Raw genomic sequence first — 16,567 nt, forward strand, 5'->3', positions numbered from 1 at the left:
TCAGCGGAGTGCCGGCAGCCGGCTCGCTTCGTCGCGTAAGCGCTGCATGAGCATGTCGACCATCTCGCTCGACCGGAGAATCGAAATGTGGTCTTCGTCGAAGCCGAAGATGAAATCTGCGCGCGATTGAATGTCGGGCGCCAGCACGCTGTCCAGTGACACGGCGCCGTCGTTGTTGCCGGAGACGAAGCGCGAATGGCCGCCGAAGCCGAAGAACAGCGTGTACCGGATGTCGGCCGGCCGCGGGACGACCATCAGCTCGCTCAGGTACGGTGAGTTGGGCGCCATGTCGAGCCACGATCCGGGGACGCGCGTCGGCCCGATGTCCGCCCAGCGCGCAGCCGAGTGCCCCAGCCACGGCGTGGAGATCGTCACCACGTGATGCACCGGCGGCGCGCGACCTTCGCGAACGATGATGTTCAATGCGCCGCGGGTCACCAGTCCTCCCATGCTGTGCGCAACGACGACACTGGTGGGAAAGGCATACCGGTAGTGAAGCTCGTCGACGGCGTTGTTCAGGAACAAGGCCGAGAGGCCGATGGAAAAGCCCGAGGGGTAGAAGAAGACCCACGGCTGGAAGCGCGTTCGATCCAGCTTGTCGATGACGTGTTCCCAATCGCGGGGCGATCCGCCGGCCCCGTGCACGAAGATCACCGGGATCCGCTTCGGATCGTAGGGTTCGAGCATGAAGAGCCCGGCGCGGCCTTCCTCGACGAATCGAAGGGGCTGGAACAGTCCTTCGCGCACCCGGCTAGGCGCGAATCGGCCTTCATCGATGGCGGCCTGTGCGCCGAATCCCTCGTTGCGTCGACGCACGAGTGCAGCATAGGCCTCGTCGAAGACAGGCGGCAGGGCCTTGGTGGTCGCAATGGATGGAATCCTGATGTGACCAAGTCCCTTCGCCGCCGTGGGCGGATCGTCGACGGCATCGATGCTCAGCGCGGTGCCTTCGTAGAGCACGGCGGGCTCGCCGCTGCCGTACGCCATGTCGCGATCGACGTCCTCGAAGGCCAGGATCCCGTACTGCCCCGGTGGGCCTGCCAGGTGGTAGACACCTCGGCTTCTCGGAATCACGTCGAGGAAAACGGGCTCCGGCGTGGCGCCGAGCCGGTACAGCACCACCACGATGGGGCCGCGAGCCTCTTTCTCGGTCTCGGCGATGCCGGTGAAGTACACCGCCGCGTCCAGCCGCCTCATTTGCCGGTCGGCCTGAAGGAGGCCGCAGCCGCTGGCCATCACGCAAAGCGCAATCAGCGCAATGCGCAGTGCATGCGAAAGACCGTGGGCAGCGATCGTCGGCATCAGTTCCTGGGCACCATCGAGAAGAACGGACCAAGACTACCCAGAAACCAGTTCTGGCTGAAGTCGAGCGCGGCCCGGCGGTACTTTTCATCGGCCTGAGCGGCCAGCAGATCGAGTCGGGCAACCACCTTGGACAGTTCGCGATCCACGACCAGGTTGCGCCCGCGCTCGCTGATTTCGGTTGCCAGCAGCAGGGGTTGACCATCGGGGCCCGTCCTGGAGCCGATGAGCCAGAGCGAGATCTCCATATTTCGCGCCGCGCGAAAGCTGTTCTCGGCGTTCACCCCGTCGAGCATGGTCTGCTCCCAGGTGTTGCCGTTGGCCTGCTTGAGCAGCGAGGCCCAGCCGACCACCAGCGCCGCGACGCGATCGCCCTCGTAGGGCTTCGGGCCGGTCGTCTCGAAGGCCAGCCGGATGGCGTCGATGCCCGTCGCGCCTCGGAGTTGAGGCAGGGCGGTTTCCTGCGAGACGGAATCCCAGGTGCGCTTGATCGCATCGTCCGCAATGTCGGCCCACTTTCGCCATTCACGCGGATTGCGCCGGTACAGCGACACCTGCACCCGCCGAACGGACTGGAGGTTGTCGCGCAACGCGAGATTGGCGATGCGATTGCTGCCCGTCTGCAGCCATTCGTTGTTGGCGTAGGGCTCGGCGCGCTCGGTGGAGGCGCATCCCGCCCCGCCGATAGTCGCAACGGCCGTCGCGAGCAGCAAGACACGACGTCGGGAGGCAGGGAAAACGGGGGTCTCGCTCATGGCTCGCACGTTATCATCCTCGCCTCAGGTGGCGGCCGATCTTCCGGGTCCAGGCCAGCGAAATCTCCTTACAAATCAACACCTTGCCTTAGGGCTGACCCGCCGTGCGTCTCAATTCCATCAAGCTTTCCGGCTTCAAATCGTTCGCCGAACCCACCAATTTCCTGCTGCCGGGCCAACTCGTGGGCGTGGTCGGGCCCAACGGTTGCGGCAAGTCGAACATCATGGATGCCGTGCGCTGGGTGCTCGGCGAATCGCGTGCTTCCGAATTGCGCGGCGAGTCGATGCAGGACGTCATCTTCAACGGCACGACCACGCGCAAGCAGGCGAGCCGATCGAGCGTGGAACTCGTTTTCGACAACGCCGACCACCGGGCAGGCGGCCAGTGGTCGCAATTCGCGGAAATCGCTGTCAAGCGGGTACTGACGCGCGACGGCAATTCCAGCTACTACATCAACAACCAGCCGGTGCGCAGGCGCGACGTGCAGGACGTGTTCCTCGGCACCGGCCTCGGCCCCCGCGCCTACGCGATCATCGGCCAGGGCACGATCAGCCGGATCATTGAATCCAAGCCCGAGGAATTGCGGCTCTTCCTCGAAGAGGCGGCCGGCGTCTCCAAGTACAAGGAACGCCGCCGTGAGACCGAGAACCGCCTGGGCGACACGCGCGAGAACCTCACGCGCGTCGAAGACATCCTGCGCGAACTCAACAGCAACCTCGAAAGGCTGGAGAAGCAGGCGGAGGTCGCCGCGCGCTACAACGCGCTGACCGGTGATGCCACGCGCAAGCAGCACCAGCTCTGGTTCCTGAAGCGCACCGAAAGCGAATCCGACCAGAGCCGCATCAAGGCCGACGCGGAGAAAGCCATCAACGACCTCGAATCGCGCACCGCCGATCTGCGCCATATCGAGGCCGAACTCGAAACAGTGCGGCAGGCGCACTACGCCGCTGGCGACCAGGTCAACCAGGCGCAGGGCAAGCTGTACGAGGCCAGCGCGGAGGTCGGCCGGCTCGAAGGCGAGATCCGCTTCGTGGTCGAAGGCCGCCAACGGGTGGAACAGCGACTCGTCCAGCTGCGCGAGCAGATCGCGCAATGGAGTGCCCGCCGCGAGGACGCCGAAGCCGAGATCGAGACGCTTGCCGGCCAGGGCGTGAACGCCGAGGAACAAGCCGAATTGCTGGCCGCGCAGCTCGAAGAGCACGATGCCCGCATGCCGGAGCTGGAGGACGCACAACAGCGCGCACAGGACGAGGCCAATGCCCAGCGTGCGACCGTCGGGCAGGTTCAGCAGCAGATCCAGGTCCTGGCGGCAGACCAACGCAATATCGAAGAACAAAGTCGCCAACTCAACCAGCGCGCCGAACGCCTGCGCAGCGACCAGAACGCGCTGGCGGCGCCTGACGAAGCGCGTCTGAGCGATCTCCGGGAGCAACTCGCTGCAGCACAGGAAGCTTCCGCCGAAGCCGACGCTCGGTTGCAGGATCTGCAGGAAGCCGTGCCGCAGCTCGACGACGACCGCCGCACGCGCCAGCAGGCTGTCAACACGGAAGGCGCACGCCATGCCGAATTCTCGGCGCGGCTCGAAGCGCTCAAGGCACTGCAGGAAAAGGTCAAGACCGACGGCAAGCTTGCGCCCTGGCTCGCGAAGCATGGCCTCGAAAGCCTGCAAGGCTTGTGGAGCCGCATCCACATCGAGCAGGGCTGGGAAAACGCCCTCGAATCCGCCTTGCGCGAGCGACTCGGCGCACTCGAAGTCAGCCGACTCGACATGGTCCGCGCCTTCGGTGGCGATGCACCGCCGGCCAAGCTGGCCTTCTATTCGCCGCCGGTGGCCGGCGTGCCGCAGGGCCCCGCCACGATGCCGCGCCTGTCCGATCTGCTGCGCCTGAGCGATGCCGGCCAGCAGGCCTTGCTGGCCGAATGGCTGCATGGGTGCTTCACGGCAGAGACGCTGGAGGACGCGCTCGCGCAGCGGGAGAAGCTCCAGCCCGGCGAAGTGATCTACGTCAAGAGCGGGCATGCCGTCACCGCGCACAGCGTGAGCTTCTATGCCCAGGACTCGGAGCAGGCCGGTTTGCTGGCCCGTCAGCAGGAAATGGAAAACCTGGAGCGCCAGTTGCGCGCCCAGACGCTCATCGCCGACGAGTCGCGCACCGCGCTCGCGCGCGCCGAGGCTGCCTACGGCGACGCCGCCCAGCGCCTCGTCACGGCGCGCCGCGAGGCCGCCGACACACAATCGCGTGCCCACGAGCTTCAAGTCGAGACACTGCGCCTCTCGCAACTGGCGGAGCAGACGCGGGCCCGCAGCGAGCAGTTGTCCAACGATCTCGGCGAAGTGGTCGCGCAGCTCGAGGAATTGCAGGAACGGCGGGTCGCGGCCGAGTCGCGTTTTGAAGAGCTGGACATGCAGCTGGCCGATAGCCAGGAGCGCCACGCCCAGCTCGACGAACGCGTGATCGAGGCCGGTCGCGCGCTGGCAGCGAGCCGCGAACAGCATCGCGGCCTGGAGCGCCAGGCGCAGGAGGCGACCTTTGCGCAGCGCACCCTCGAAGCGCGCCGCGGCGAACTCAGCCGTGCCATCGAGACGGCCTCGCAGCAGAGCGTGTCGCTGAACGAGGAAGACGAACGCGCCCGTGCCGAGTTGGGTCGACTGTCCGACGCGGCGGCGCAGGCCGGCCTGCAGGATGCGCTGTCGCTCAAGCTCGAACGCGAATCCGCGCTCGGCGCTTCGCGCAGCCAGTACGACGACCTCACGATCAAGCTGCGCGCCAGCGACGAACGCCGCCTGCAACTGGAGCGCGAGCTCGACCCGCTGCGCCAGCGCATCACCGAGTTCCAATTGAAGGAACAGGCGGCGCGCCTCGGCTTCGAGCAGTACCAGCAATTGCTGACCGACGCCGAAGCCGATCTCGAAGCGGTTGCGCTGTCGATCGAAACCGACAAGGTGCGGCTTACCGGCCTGCAAGGCGAGATCGATCGGCTGAACCGCGAAGTGGCATCGCTCGGCGCCGTCAACCTCGCGGCGCTCGACGAACTGAGCGTGGCGCGCGAGCGCAAGACCTTCCTCGATTCCCAGTCGGCCGACCTGAACGAGGCCATCGGAACGCTCGAAGACGCGATCCGCAAGATCGATGCCGAGACCCGCGACCTGCTCGGCGGCACCTTCAAGATCGTCAACGAGCACTTCAGCCGCATGTTCCCCGAACTGTTCGGCGGCGGCAACGCCAAGCTCATGATGACCGGCGACGAGATCCTCGACTCCGGCGTGCAGGTGATGGCGCAGCCTCCGGGCAAGAAGAACCAGACCATCCACCTGCTTTCGGGCGGCGAGAAGGCGCTGACGGCCATCGCGCTGGTGTTCGCGATCTTCCAGCTCAACCCCGCGCCGTTCTGCCTGCTGGACGAAGTGGATGCGCCGCTGGACGACGCCAACACGGAACGCTACGCCAAGCTCGTGACTGCCATGAGCCGCGAAACCCAGTTTCTCTTCATCAGCCACAACAAGATCGCGATGGAAATGGCCGAACAACTCATTGGCGTGACCATGCAGGAGCAGGGCGTTTCGCGCATCGTGGCCGTGGACATGGAATCGGCCGTCTCGATGGTCGAGGCAGCCTGAGTCGACGCGGTCCATGAGCAGCCTTACCGTCGCCCTCGCCATTCTTGGCGGACTCGTCCTTGCCACCGTGGTCGGCTACAACGCCTGGACCTCGCATCGGAACGCACCCCGTCAGCCCGATGCCGTGGACAGCGAGCCGCCCGACTCCGACCTCCCGCAACAGAAGGGCGACCAGGAGCCCGTGCTTCACGTCGATCCGCATCAGGTGCCCGGCAACGAGCGGCATGAGCCGTTGTTCGACCCGGACCTCCCTGCGCCATCTGCGTTGTCCGTGCCCTCGGCAGACCGCCGCGGTGGCCTCGACCCGCTGATTGACGTGATCGCACCGGTATCACTCGACGGACTTGCCTCGGGCGACGCCGCCATCGCGGCCATGCCTGCCACGCGTCGTGCGGGCAGCAAGCCGGTCGCGGTGGAAGGCCTCAATGAACACACGGGCGAGTGGGAGCCGGCGGTGCCTGGGCAGCGCTATGGTGCATTTCAGGTTGGCGTGCAGTTGGCCAACCGCACTGGCGCGCTCAACGAGATCGAGTACTCCGAATTCGTCGTCAAGGCCCAGGCCTTTGCCGATGCCGTGAACGGAGCGCCGGAATTCCCGGAAATGCTCGACGAAGTCGGGCGGGCTCGCGAACTCGATCAGTTCGCGAGTTCGCATGACGCTCAACTCGGTTTCGTGCTGCGCGCACGGCATGCCGCGTGGAGCCCGGGCTACGTGCAGCAGAACGCCGCGCGGCTGGGCTTCGTGGCCGGCATCATCCCGGGGCGCATGGTGCTGCCCGCAGGCGAGGTCGGATTGCCACCGATCCTGGGCTTGTCCTTCGACACGCAGGCCGCATTGGCAGATGACCCGGCGCAATCCGCCATCCGTGAACTGACGCTGAGCCTCGACGTGCCCCAGGTCGACCGCAGCGAGCGGCCTTTCGAGCGCATGCGCGAAGCCGCCGCCACGCTCGCGCGCGAGATGGACGGCGTCGTCACCGACAGCGATGGCCAGCCCTTGCGCGACGAGACCATGGATGTGATCGGCGGCGACCTCGAGCAGCTTTACGACACGCTGGATTCGCGCGATCTTTCCGCAGGTTCTCCGCTCGCTCGTCGACTCTTCAGCTAGGGGCCCCTCATGACGACGAAGCACGAAGACGCGGCTCGCGAAGCTGCCGCATTGAGCGACCAGTTGCATCGCCACGCCCATCTTTACTACGTGCTCGACGCGCCGGAGCTGCCGGATGCCGAGTACGACAAGCTCTTCCAGCGCCTGCAGGCGATCGAGGCCGAGTACCCCGACCTCCGCACGCCCGATTCGCCGACCCAGCGCGTGGGTGGCAAGCCGCTCGATGGATTCATCAAGGTGCGCCACAAGGTGCCGATGCTGTCGATCCGCACCGAGACCGACATCACGCCCGCCGGTGCGAGTGCCTTCGACGCGCGCGTGCGCAAGGAGCTTGGCCTGGCCGAAGATGCGCCGCAAGTCGAGTACGTCTGCGAACTCAAGTTCGACGGGCTGGCTCTGAACCTGCGCTACGAGAACGGCGTTCTGGTGCAGGCCGCGACGCGCGGCGACGGCGAGATCGGCGAGGAGGTCACGCAGAACATCCGCACGGTCCAGCAGATTCCGCTGCGCTTGCAGGGCCCGGCGTCAGAGATCCCGCCGGTGGTGGAAGTGCGCGGCGAGGTCTACATGCGCCGCGACGATTTCGATGCGCTCAACGAGCGCCAGCGCGAGAAGATCGCGGCGGGCCAGAAGAACGAAAAGGTGTTCGTGAACCCGCGCAATGCGGCGGCCGGTGCCGTGCGCCAGTTGGACCCTGCGATCGCGGCCGCCCGTCCGCTGAGCTTCTTCGCATACGGCCTCGGCGAGGTCACGCCGCCCGGACAGGGGGGGCCCGGTTGCACGACGCAGTTCGACTGGCTCCAGCAGTTCCACGCCTGGGGCTTTCCGGTTGCGACACAGACCACGCGAGCGCGAGGCGCGATCGAACTGATCGCATTCCACGAGACGACAGGACGCCAGCGCGATGCGCTGCCCTATGACATCGATGGCGTCGTCTACAAGGTGGACAGCCTCGAATTGCAGCGGCAACTCGGCTTCGTCTCGCGCGAGCCGCGCTGGGCCGTGGCGCACAAGTACCCGGCTCAGGAGCAACTGACCGAGGTGCTGGCGATCGAGGTGCAGGTGGGCCGCACCGGCAAGCTCACGCCGGTCGCCAAGCTGGCGCCGGTGTTCGTGGGCGGTGTCACGGTGACCAATGCCACGCTGCACAACGAGGACGAAGCGCGACGCAAGGACGTGCGAGTGGGCGACACGGTCATCGTGAGGCGGGCAGGCGACGTCATTCCGGAAGTGGTCGGCGTTTTGCCCGAAAGCGCGGCCAGGCCCGATGATCAGCGTGGCCAGGTCTTCACCATGCCGCACCGGTGCCCGGTCTGTGGCTCCGACGCCTTGCGCGAAGAGGGCGAGGTCGACTACCGCTGCACCGGTGGCCTGTTCTGCGGTGCACAACGCAAGGAAGCCATCCTGCATTTCGCGGCGCGGCGCGCACTCGACATCGAAGGCCTGGGCGACAAACTGGTCGAACAACTGGTCGACGCCAACCTGATCCGCACGCTGCCTGATCTGTACAAACTCGGCTTCAGCACCCTGGCGGGACTGGACCGCATGGCCGACAAGTCGGCGAAGAACATCATCGATGCGCTGGAGGCGTCGAAGAAAACCACGCTGCCGCGCTTCCTGTTCGGCCTGGGCATCCGGCACATCGGCGAAAGCACCGCCAAGGATCTGGCCAAGCATTTCGGCAAGCTCGACGCGATCATGGACGCGACCGAGGAGCAACTTCTCGAAGTCAACGACGTGGGGCCGGTGGTCGCCACCAGCCTGCGCACCTTCTTCGACCAGCCGCACAACCGCGAGGTCGTCGAGCAGCTTCGCGCCTGCGGCGTGCATTGGGAAGAGGGCGAGCCCGCCGCGCGCGTGCCCAAGCCGCTCGCGGGCAAGACCTTCGTGATCACCGGAACGCTTCCTACACTGAGCCGCGACGAGGCCAAGGACAAGCTGGAGTCAGCCGGCGCCAAGGTGGCCGGTTCCGTGAGCAAGAAGACCGACTACGTGGTGGCCGGCGCCGAAGCCGGCAGCAAGCTCGACAAGGCGCGCGACCTGGGCGTGGCGGTGATCGATGAAGCCCGGTTGTTCGAGATCCTCGAAAAAGGTCTACCGTAGGGTTTTCCGGACTTGCCCTGTCAACAGCGACGCTCGCGGCTCGTTGAACGGCAGGATGACCCCAGGAGGCTCGAATGATCCGAATTCGCTCTCTGTCAGCCGGCATCGCCCTCGGTGCTGCCGCTTTCCTGGGTGGCTGCGTCGCCCCGGGTCCCTACTACACCAGCGCGTATCCGTACTACGTCGAGCCGGGACCGGTGGTCGTGTCACCCTCGGTCTATATCGGCGGTGGCTGCTGCTGGGGTGGTTACTGGGGCAACTATTGGGGCCGGCCGGGCTACTGGGGCGGCTACTACGGGCGTCCCGGCTACTGGGGGCCGGGTTACTACGGTCGCGGCTACTATGGCCGCCCCGGGTACTACGGCGGTGCCTATGCGCGAGGCCCTGGCTACTACGGGGGGCGCGGAGGACGGCGATAGGGCCGAGAGCCGGGTCCTGCGACCGTGCCACCGCGATAATCCCGCGATGGCCATTCGTGAAATCCTCAAGATGGGCGACCCTCGCTTGCTGCGCGTCGCGCAGCCGGTTGCCGCCTTCGACACCGACGAACTGCACCTGCTCGTGCGCGACATGTTCGAGACCATGCATGTCGTCAATGGCGCCGGCTTGGCTGCGCCGCAGATCGGGGTCGACCAGCAGGTCGTGATCTTCGGTACCGACACCGTCAATCCGCGCTATCCGGACGCGCCGATCGTGCCGCGGACGGTCCTCGTCAACCCCGTCATCACGCCGATCGGCATCGAGGAAGAAGAGGGCTGGGAGGGTTGTCTGTCGGTACCGGGCCTGCGCGGCGTGGTCCCGCGCTTTGCCAACATCAGGTACACGGGCTTCGACCCGTACGGCGACCCGATTGACCGCACCGTCAGTGGATTCCACGCCCGCGTCGTGCAGCACGAGGTGGATCATCTGCTGGGCAAGCTGTACCCGATGCGGATGCGCGATTTCTCGCGTTTCGGCTACACCGAGGTCCTGTTTCCAGGCCTCGATGCGAGCGAGGACGACTGAGGCCGCCCCTCTGTAGTTCCTTCAGTTGTACTTGCCGCTGGTGCCGCCGACGCTGAAGCGTCCTGCGCCGAGGAAGGCGACCGCCAATGCGGCGAACAGGAACATGCCCTGGAGCTCCAGGGCCCAGCCGCCGGTCTTGCCGAGCGATCCGATGTCCTTGAGGTGCACGAGCCAGATGGCGACCAGCATGTTGATGACCGTGATCCACGCTGCCGGCCGCGTGTAGATGCCGACGATCAGCAGGACGGGCGCAACGATCTCGCCGATATAGACCAGGTACGCCAGCGCCGCGGGCAGGCCGTGCGAGGTGAGCATGCCTGCGATACCGCCGACCCCGCCAGTGATCTTGGCGATGCCGTGCAACAGGATCAGGATGCCGAGGGCGAGGCGCAGAACGAGTTTGCCGGTGTCGTCGGAACGGATCATGAGAAAGCCTTTCAGTTGAAAAAACAGGCGCGATTGTGGTCGATAAGGGAGCGTTTCGCGGAATTTGCTTCCGACAGGAGGTTCTTTGGCAGACTCCGGCACCCGCCCGTAAACTGCCCGCTGCTTCCATTTCGAAGAGAGAGAAGAGGTTTCCAGAATGAATCAACGCATCCGTCCGGCGCTTGCCGCCATCGCAGCCGCCTTGGCCTTGGGGGCCGCACCGGCCTTTGCAGGCAAGACGCTCGACGCCGTGAAGCAACGCGGCACCGTCAAGTGCGGCGTGACCAACGGCGTGGCCGGGTTCTCGGCGCCCGACACCCAGGGCAACTGGTCGGGGCTGGATGTCGACACCTGCCGCGCCATCGCAGCGGCAGTGCTTGGCGACGGCAAGAAGGTGGAGTTCGTTCCGCTCAATTCGCAGCAACGCTTCTCGGCGTTGCAGGCGGGCGAGATCGACATCCTGGCGCGCAACACCACTTGGACGCTGACGCGCGACGCATCGCTCGGCTTCCACTTCACGACCATCACCTACTACGACGGCCAGGGCTTCCTGGTGCCGAAGAAGATCAAGGTGACGAGCGCCAAGCAACTCAAGAACGCCACCATCTGCACGCAGTCGGGCACCACCAACGAGAAGAATGTCGCCGACTACTTCAAGGCGCAGAACATCCCGGTCAAGACGGTCGTGTTCGAGAGCTTCGAAGCCTCGTTCAAGGCCTTCTTCGCAGGCCGTTGCCAGGCCTTTACCACCGACACTTCGGCACTCGCGGGTCTGCGCAACAAGGAAGCGCCCAACCCCGACGACTACGTCATCCTTCCCGAACTGATCTCGAAGGAGCCCCTCGCGCCGCTGGTGCGCCGCGGCGACGACGAGTGGTTCGCCATTGCCAAGTGGGTGCCCAATGCGCTGATCGAGGCCGAGGAGTACGGCGTCACGCAGGCCAACATCGACGAACTCAAGGCCAGCAGCAAGGACCCTGCCCAACAACGCCTGGTCGGGACGGGCGATGACCTGGGCAAGCTGCTGGGCCTGGACAAGGATTGGTCCTATCGTGCGATCAAGGCGGTGGGCAACTACGGCGAGGTCTTCGAACGCAACGTCGGACCGAAGTCGGTGCTCAAGCTGCCGCGCGGAACGAACAATCTGTGGAACAAGGGCGGCCTGATGTACGGATTGCCGGTTCGATGAGCGCGGCGCCCGACGGGCGCCGCGCCGTCTGGCTGGCCTGGGCGGCACAAGCGTTGCTGATTGCGGTGGTGGCGGGCGGCGCTTTCTGGCTCGTTCACCACGCGCTCGAAGTGTTGCGCGCGCGCGGTGTGCGTTCCGGTTTCGACTTTCTCCTGCAGCCTGCGGGATTCGAGATCTCCGAGGGCTGGCTCGACTTCCACTCGGGCCAGCCTTTCTGGCGCGCCTTCCTTGCCGGACTGATCAATACGATTCGCGCAGCCGTTCCGGCGGCGGTGATGGCGGTGCTGCTGGGGACGCTGATCGGCATCGGCCGCCTCGCGCCGCATGTGCTCGTGCGGGGCCTGTGCGGTGCCTACGTCGAGACGGTGCGGAATGTTCCGCTGCTGGTGCAGTTGCTGATGCTGTACTTTGCGCTGACGCAGTTGCTGCCTGATTCGACCGAGCCGCTTGAACTGTTGCCGGGCTTCTGGCTGAGCAAGGGAGGGCTGTCGATGCCGTGGCCGGTCGCAGCGGAGGGCGCCTTGTGGCCAAGCCACTTCGAATGGCCCGAGCGCGGGAGCTTCAACGTGAGCGGCGGCGCGGCACTGAGCCCTGAATACCTTGCGGTCGTGATCGCACTGGCGCTCTACACCGCTGCCTTTGTCGCCGAGATCGTCCGTGCCGGGATCACCTCCGTGTCCCAGGGCCAGAAGCTCGCGGCCCAGGCGCTTGGCCTGTCACCCTGGCAGCAACTGCGGCTGGTGGTGATGCCGCAGGCCTTGCGCGTGATCGTGCCGGCGCTGACCAACCAGTTGCTGAGCCTGACGAAGAACTCGTCGCTGGCCGTGGCGGTGGGCTATCCGGAACTGGTGTCGATCGCCAATACCTCGCTCAATTCGACGGGTCGCGCCTTTGAATGCATTGCCGTGATCATGGTGGTGTACCTCGCGCTTTCGCTTGTCATCTCGGGCGGCATGAATCGCTACAACGCGCGCGTCGCGCTGAGGGGCTGGCGTTGATCGGCGCGACACGACCGGCCATCATGTGGCGCAAGGAACTGTGGGGCTCGCCGCTTCGCGCGGTATCGACGGTCCTGCTGATGCTCCTGTTCGCCTGGGCAGGCTATCACGCACTGGACTGGGCGGTACTGCACGCGGTGTTCCGTCCGGATGCGGAGGCCTGCCGCGCCGTGCAGCGCGGCGCCTGCTGGGGCGTGGTCGCCGAGAAGTGGCGCCCGATCCTGTTCGGCCGCTATCCGTACGAGGACCAGTGGCGGCCGGCCATCGCTGTCACTGGGCTGTCGCTGACCACCATGCTCAGCGCCTGGCCGCGTACATGGCGCTGGTGGCTGCTGCCGTTGTGGGTCGTGGTGCTCGCGTTCTTCGTGGTGATGATGCGCGGCGGCGTCCTTGGGCTGGAACTTGTGCCGACCAATCGCTGGGGCGGATTGCCGCTGACCATCGGACTGGCGGTGGTCGGGCTGGCCCTGGCCTTTCCGCTGGCGCTGCTGCTCGCGCTGGGCCGGCGTTCGCAATGGCCGGTGGTGCGCACGCTTTGCGCGACCTACATCGAGCTGGTGCGCGGCGTGCCGCTGATCTCGGTGCTCTTCATGGCCTCGTTCCTCCTGCCGTTGCTCTGGCCTGCCGGATGGCAGCCCGACGTGTTGTTGCGCGTTCTCGCCGGCCTGTCGCTGTTCGTCGCGGCCTACCTGGCCGAGATCATCCGCGGTGGCTTGCAGGCGGTGCCGCGCGGACAGACCGAGGTCGCCATGGCGCTGGGCTTCGGCCGCTGGCCGGTACAGCGCGACATCGTGCTGCCGCAGGCGCTGCGCCTCGTCGTGCCGGCGCTGACCAACAACGTGGTCGGCACCCTGAAGGACACCTCCCTCGTCACCGTGGTGGGCCTGTTCGAGCTGACCGGCGCGCTGGGCCTCGCGCTCGGCGGCGATCCGACCTGGCGGCCCTTCTACCTCGAGGGCTACCTGTTCATCGCGCTGGTCTACTGGGTGCTGTGCTTCGGCCTCTCGCGCTACAGCGTCTGGCTGGAGCGACGGTTGGCGGCAGGGCGCGACTAGCGGCCCTCGACTTTGCGGATCGCCAGTTCAGCGTAGCCGGTGGCGGGGTCGAACGCCCGAGCCAGCCGCCATTCCGGCAGCCATGCCACCAGAACTTCGGCGGTCGTCCGAACCACGCAGCCGGGCGCGGCGTGGCCACCGAACACGCGACCCTGCGCGTCGGCCACGCTCATGTGCAGGTGCGAACCGTCGGGAGTCAGGGTGCCGGACAGTGTGAGGATTTCCAGGTCACCCGTCAGCGTTTCCGGCCTCTCGGCGCCGGCAAGGCGCAGGCGTGCGGCGCTCAGACTGCCGATGCCCGCAACGACGAATGCGGCTGCACAGCCCTTCGAGGCCAGCGCGGCATCCAGCGCGCCGCGCAGGTCGTCGCCGGGAATCAATCGCAGCGGCGTCGCATCCAAGGCGTGCTCCTCAGGCGGCCAGCGCGTCGAGCAGTTCCGTCTCGATCGCCAGCTGGGCCCGCTGCCCCTGCAACTCCGGCCCGCTGATCAGGAAGGTGTCTTCGACGCGCTCCCCGAGCGTCGTGATCTTGGCGAGCTGCAGGTTCAGGTGGTGCCTTGCCAGAACGCGCGCCACCGAATACAGCAGGCCCGCCCGGTCGCTCGCCGAGATGCTGAGCAGCCAGCGCTGCGCCTTCTCGTCGGGCAGCAGGCTGATGCGTGGCTTGATCGGAAAGCTGCGGACCCGCCGGGACACGCGGCCCTTGCTCGGTGCGGGCAGGGGGCCCGCTTCGGTCAGCGTCTTGGTCAGCCCGGCCTCGACCATGTTGATCAGGTCGCGGTAGTGCTCGGGGATGAAGGTGGTGACCACCTGGAAGGTGTCCAGCGCGAAGCCGTTGCTCGCGGTGTGCACCTTGGCATCCAGGATGCTGAACGAGGACTGGTCGAAGTAGCCGCAGATGCGCACGAACAGGTCAGGCTGGTCGGGTGTGTAGACCACGACCTGCAAGCCTTCGCCGACCGGCGACAGCCGGGCGCGCACGATGGGCGGCGTGTGCGGGTCGATCGGCACGCCCGGGTGCGGCACGTGGCGCGACAGCTGCTTGGCGTGCCAGGCGATCTCCGACGCGTCGTGGCGCATGAAATAGCCGACGTCAAGCGTCTCCCACAGCGCCTTGTGTGCGTCCAATGGCTCGGCGTGCAGCGCGAGTTGCACCAGCGCCTCGCGCTTGCGCGACTCGATTTCGGCGCCGGGGTCGGGCATGCGGCCACCGAAGGCGCGCAAGGTATAGCGGTAGAGGTCCTCGAGGAGCTTGCCCTTCCACGCATTCCATACGCGCGGCGAGGTGCCCCGGATGTCGGCAATGGTGAGCAGGTAGAGCGCCGTCAGGTAGCGCTCGTTGCCGACCCGCTTGGCGAAGGCGCTGATCACTTCCGGGTCGCCCAGGTCCTGCTTCTGCGCGACCTGGCTCATCACCAGGTGTTCCGAGACCAGGAACTCGATGAGCTTGGCGTCCTCGCGCGGAATCTCGTGCTGCCGGCAGAAGCGCCGGACGTCGCGTGCGCCCAGCGTCGAATGGTCGCCGCCGCGGCCCTTGGCGATGTCGTGGAAGAGCGCCGCGATATACAGGATCCACGGCTTGTCCCAGCCCGCCGCGAGCTGCGAGCAGAACGGGTACTCGTGCGCATGCTCGGCGATGAAGAAGCGGCGCACGTTGCGCACGACCATCAGGATGTGCTGGTCGACCGTGTAGACGTGGAACAGGTCATGCTGCATCTGCCCCACGATGCTGCGGAACACGCGGAGGTAGCGCCCCAGCACCGAGGTCTGGTTCATGAGCCGGAGCGCATGCGTGATGCCGCGCGGTTGCAGCAGCATGCGCATGAATGTCACGTGGTTCGCGGGGTCGTTGCGGAACTTGCTGTCCATCACGTGGCGCGCGTTGTAGAGCGCGCGCAGCGTCCGGGCCGACAGGCCGTTGACGCCGATGGTCTTCTGGTAAAGCAGGAAGGTCTCGAGGATCGCGTGCGGATCCTTCACGTAGAGGTCGTCGCTCGCCACCTCGATCAGCCCGGCCTTTTCGAAGAAGCGCTCGTTGATCGGCGTCGGCTCCTCGGCCTGCGGCTGCAGGCGGTCGGCGATGTTGAGCAGCAGGATCTGGTTGAGCTGCGTGACGGCCTTCGCCGCCCAGTAGTAGCGGCGCATCAGCGCCTCGCTGGCCTTGCGCTGCGATTCGCCGACATAGCCGAAGGTGGCGGCCACGGCGGTCTGCAGGTCGAATACCAGCCGGTCTTCGCGCCGATTGGCCGTGACGTGCAGGCGCGCGCGGATCAGGCTCAGCAGCGCCTCGTTGCGCTTGATCTGCTGGATCTCGAAGACGGTGGCAAGGCCGTTCTTCGCGAGGTCGTCCCATCGGTTCCCGAATCCGGCGGCCTTGGTCATCCACAGGATGGTCTGCAGGTCGCGGAGGCCGCCGGGCGATTCCTTGCAATTGGGTTCGAGCGCATAGGGCGTGTTCTCGAACTTCTGGTGCCGGTGCCGCATTTCCTGCGACTTGGCGGTGAAGAAGGCTTGCGGGTCGATGGCTGCCAGGAAGCTCTTGCGGAAGCCGGCATAGAGCTTCTTGTCGCCGACGACCAGGCGCGATTCGAGCAGAGAGGTCTGGACCGTCACGTCCTTGGCGGCTTCGGCCAGGCATTCGGTGACCGTTCGGACGCTGGAACCGATCTCGAGGCCGGCATCCCAGCAGTGGCCGATGAAGGCTTCCAGCCGGGTGGGGTCGATGTCGGCCCCGTGCCCCTCGGGCAACAGGAGCAGCACGTCGACGTCCGAATAAGGGAAGAGTTCGCCTCGCCCGAAGCCTCCGACCGCGACGAGCGCGAGCTGGTTGCCGAATCCGGCGTCCGACCAGAGCGCGTTCAGCGTTTCGTCGGCCAGGGCGGCCAGCTGGCGCAGCACCGTATGGACGCTGCGCGTCGGCGCGCGGGCGCTGCGCAACTGGTCGAACAGAGCCAGTTTGTGCGTCCGGTAGGCGTCACGCAACGATGGGATGTCCACCATGAG

The 16,567-nt window shown here is 66.3% G+C and carries 13 protein-coding genes; 8 read left to right on the top strand and 5 right to left on the bottom strand.

The genetic code is table 11. The annotated features are described in order from the left end of the window. Complete coding sequence (locus QTH97_RS19435; protein ID WP_286570078.1) at positions 1 to 1,302, bottom strand: esterase/lipase family protein; 1,302 nt, start codon at positions 1,300 to 1,302, stop codon at positions 1 to 3. Continuing rightward, positions 1,302 to 2,057: a hypothetical protein gene (locus tag QTH97_RS19440; protein ID WP_286570080.1), complete on the bottom strand. Its 756-nt coding sequence runs from the start codon at positions 2,055 to 2,057 to the stop codon at positions 1,302 to 1,304. The genes QTH97_RS19435 and QTH97_RS19440 overlap by 1 nt, the downstream gene beginning before the upstream one ends. Positions 2,058 to 2,161: 104 nt before the next feature. Here QTH97_RS19440 and smc point away from each other — a divergent pair, with 104 nt between their 5' ends. The 5 genes from smc (at position 2,162) to def (ending at position 9,896) form a co-directional block, all read left to right on the top strand. Continuing rightward, a complete protein-coding gene (smc, locus tag QTH97_RS19445) occupies positions 2,162 to 5,677 on the top strand; it encodes a chromosome segregation protein SMC (protein ID WP_286570082.1) in 3,516 nt (1,171 codons plus the stop codon). A 13-nt stretch (positions 5,678 to 5,690) separates the two neighbouring features. Continuing rightward, complete coding sequence (locus QTH97_RS19450) at positions 5,691 to 6,788, top strand: cell division protein ZipA C-terminal FtsZ-binding domain-containing protein (RefSeq protein WP_286570083.1); 1,098 nt, start codon at positions 5,691 to 5,693, stop codon at positions 6,786 to 6,788. A 9-nt stretch (positions 6,789 to 6,797) separates the two neighbouring features. Further along, the gene (gene ligA / locus QTH97_RS19455) at positions 6,798 to 8,891 is read left to right on the top strand and encodes an NAD-dependent DNA ligase LigA (protein ID WP_286570084.1); all 2,094 of its coding nucleotides are present in this window, start codon (positions 6,798 to 6,800) and stop codon (positions 8,889 to 8,891) included. A gap of 74 nt (positions 8,892 to 8,965) precedes the next feature. Then, positions 8,966 to 9,310 carry a hypothetical protein gene (locus QTH97_RS19460; RefSeq protein WP_286570085.1) on the top strand — a complete coding sequence of 115 codons (345 nt, stop codon included), beginning with the start codon at positions 8,966 to 8,968 and terminating at the stop codon, positions 9,308 to 9,310. Between the two features lie 46 nt (positions 9,311 to 9,356). Further along, on the top strand, positions 9,357 to 9,896 hold the full coding sequence (def, locus tag QTH97_RS19465) for a peptide deformylase (RefSeq protein ID WP_286570086.1): 540 nt from the start codon (positions 9,357 to 9,359) through the stop codon (positions 9,894 to 9,896). A 21-nt stretch (positions 9,897 to 9,917) separates the two neighbouring features. Here the strand turns inward: def and QTH97_RS19470 are convergent, their stop codons facing one another. After that, positions 9,918 to 10,322 carry a DoxX family protein gene (locus QTH97_RS19470; protein WP_286570087.1) on the bottom strand — a complete coding sequence of 135 codons (405 nt, stop codon included), beginning with the start codon at positions 10,320 to 10,322 and terminating at the stop codon, positions 9,918 to 9,920. 157 nt (positions 10,323 to 10,479) lie between these two features. Between QTH97_RS19470 and QTH97_RS19475 the strand changes: the two genes are divergently transcribed. From QTH97_RS19475 to QTH97_RS19485, 3 genes are read left to right on the top strand one after another with little or no spacing between them, the layout of a single operon-like run. Further along, a complete protein-coding gene (locus tag QTH97_RS19475) occupies positions 10,480 to 11,511 on the top strand; it encodes an amino acid ABC transporter substrate-binding protein (protein WP_286570088.1) in 1,032 nt (343 codons plus the stop codon). Beyond that, positions 11,508 to 12,509: an amino acid ABC transporter permease gene (locus QTH97_RS19480; protein WP_286570089.1), complete on the top strand. Its 1,002-nt coding sequence runs from the start codon at positions 11,508 to 11,510 to the stop codon at positions 12,507 to 12,509. The genes QTH97_RS19475 and QTH97_RS19480 overlap by 4 nt, the downstream gene beginning before the upstream one ends. A 23-nt stretch (positions 12,510 to 12,532) precedes the next feature. Further along, positions 12,533 to 13,564: an amino acid ABC transporter permease gene (locus QTH97_RS19485; RefSeq protein ID WP_286570090.1), complete on the top strand. Its 1,032-nt coding sequence runs from the start codon at positions 12,533 to 12,535 to the stop codon at positions 13,562 to 13,564. Here the strand turns inward: QTH97_RS19485 and QTH97_RS19490 are convergent. Together QTH97_RS19490 and QTH97_RS19495 are read right to left on the bottom strand one after the other, a co-directional pair. Beyond that, entirely contained in the window at positions 13,561 to 13,965 is a 405-nt protein-coding gene (locus tag QTH97_RS19490) for a PPC domain-containing DNA-binding protein (protein ID WP_286570091.1), read from the bottom strand. The two genes, QTH97_RS19485 and QTH97_RS19490, sit on opposite strands and share 4 nt — an antisense overlap. Before the next feature lie 10 nt (positions 13,966 to 13,975). After that, the gene (locus QTH97_RS19495; RefSeq protein WP_286570092.1) at positions 13,976 to 16,564 is read right to left on the bottom strand and encodes a [protein-PII] uridylyltransferase; all 2,589 of its coding nucleotides are present in this window, start codon (positions 16,562 to 16,564) and stop codon (positions 13,976 to 13,978) included. Positions 16,565 to 16,567 lie beyond the last annotated feature (3 nt).

Source organism: Variovorax gracilis (assembly GCF_030317115.1).
Lineage (GTDB): Bacteria > Pseudomonadota > Gammaproteobacteria > Burkholderiales > Burkholderiaceae_C > Variovorax > Variovorax gracilis.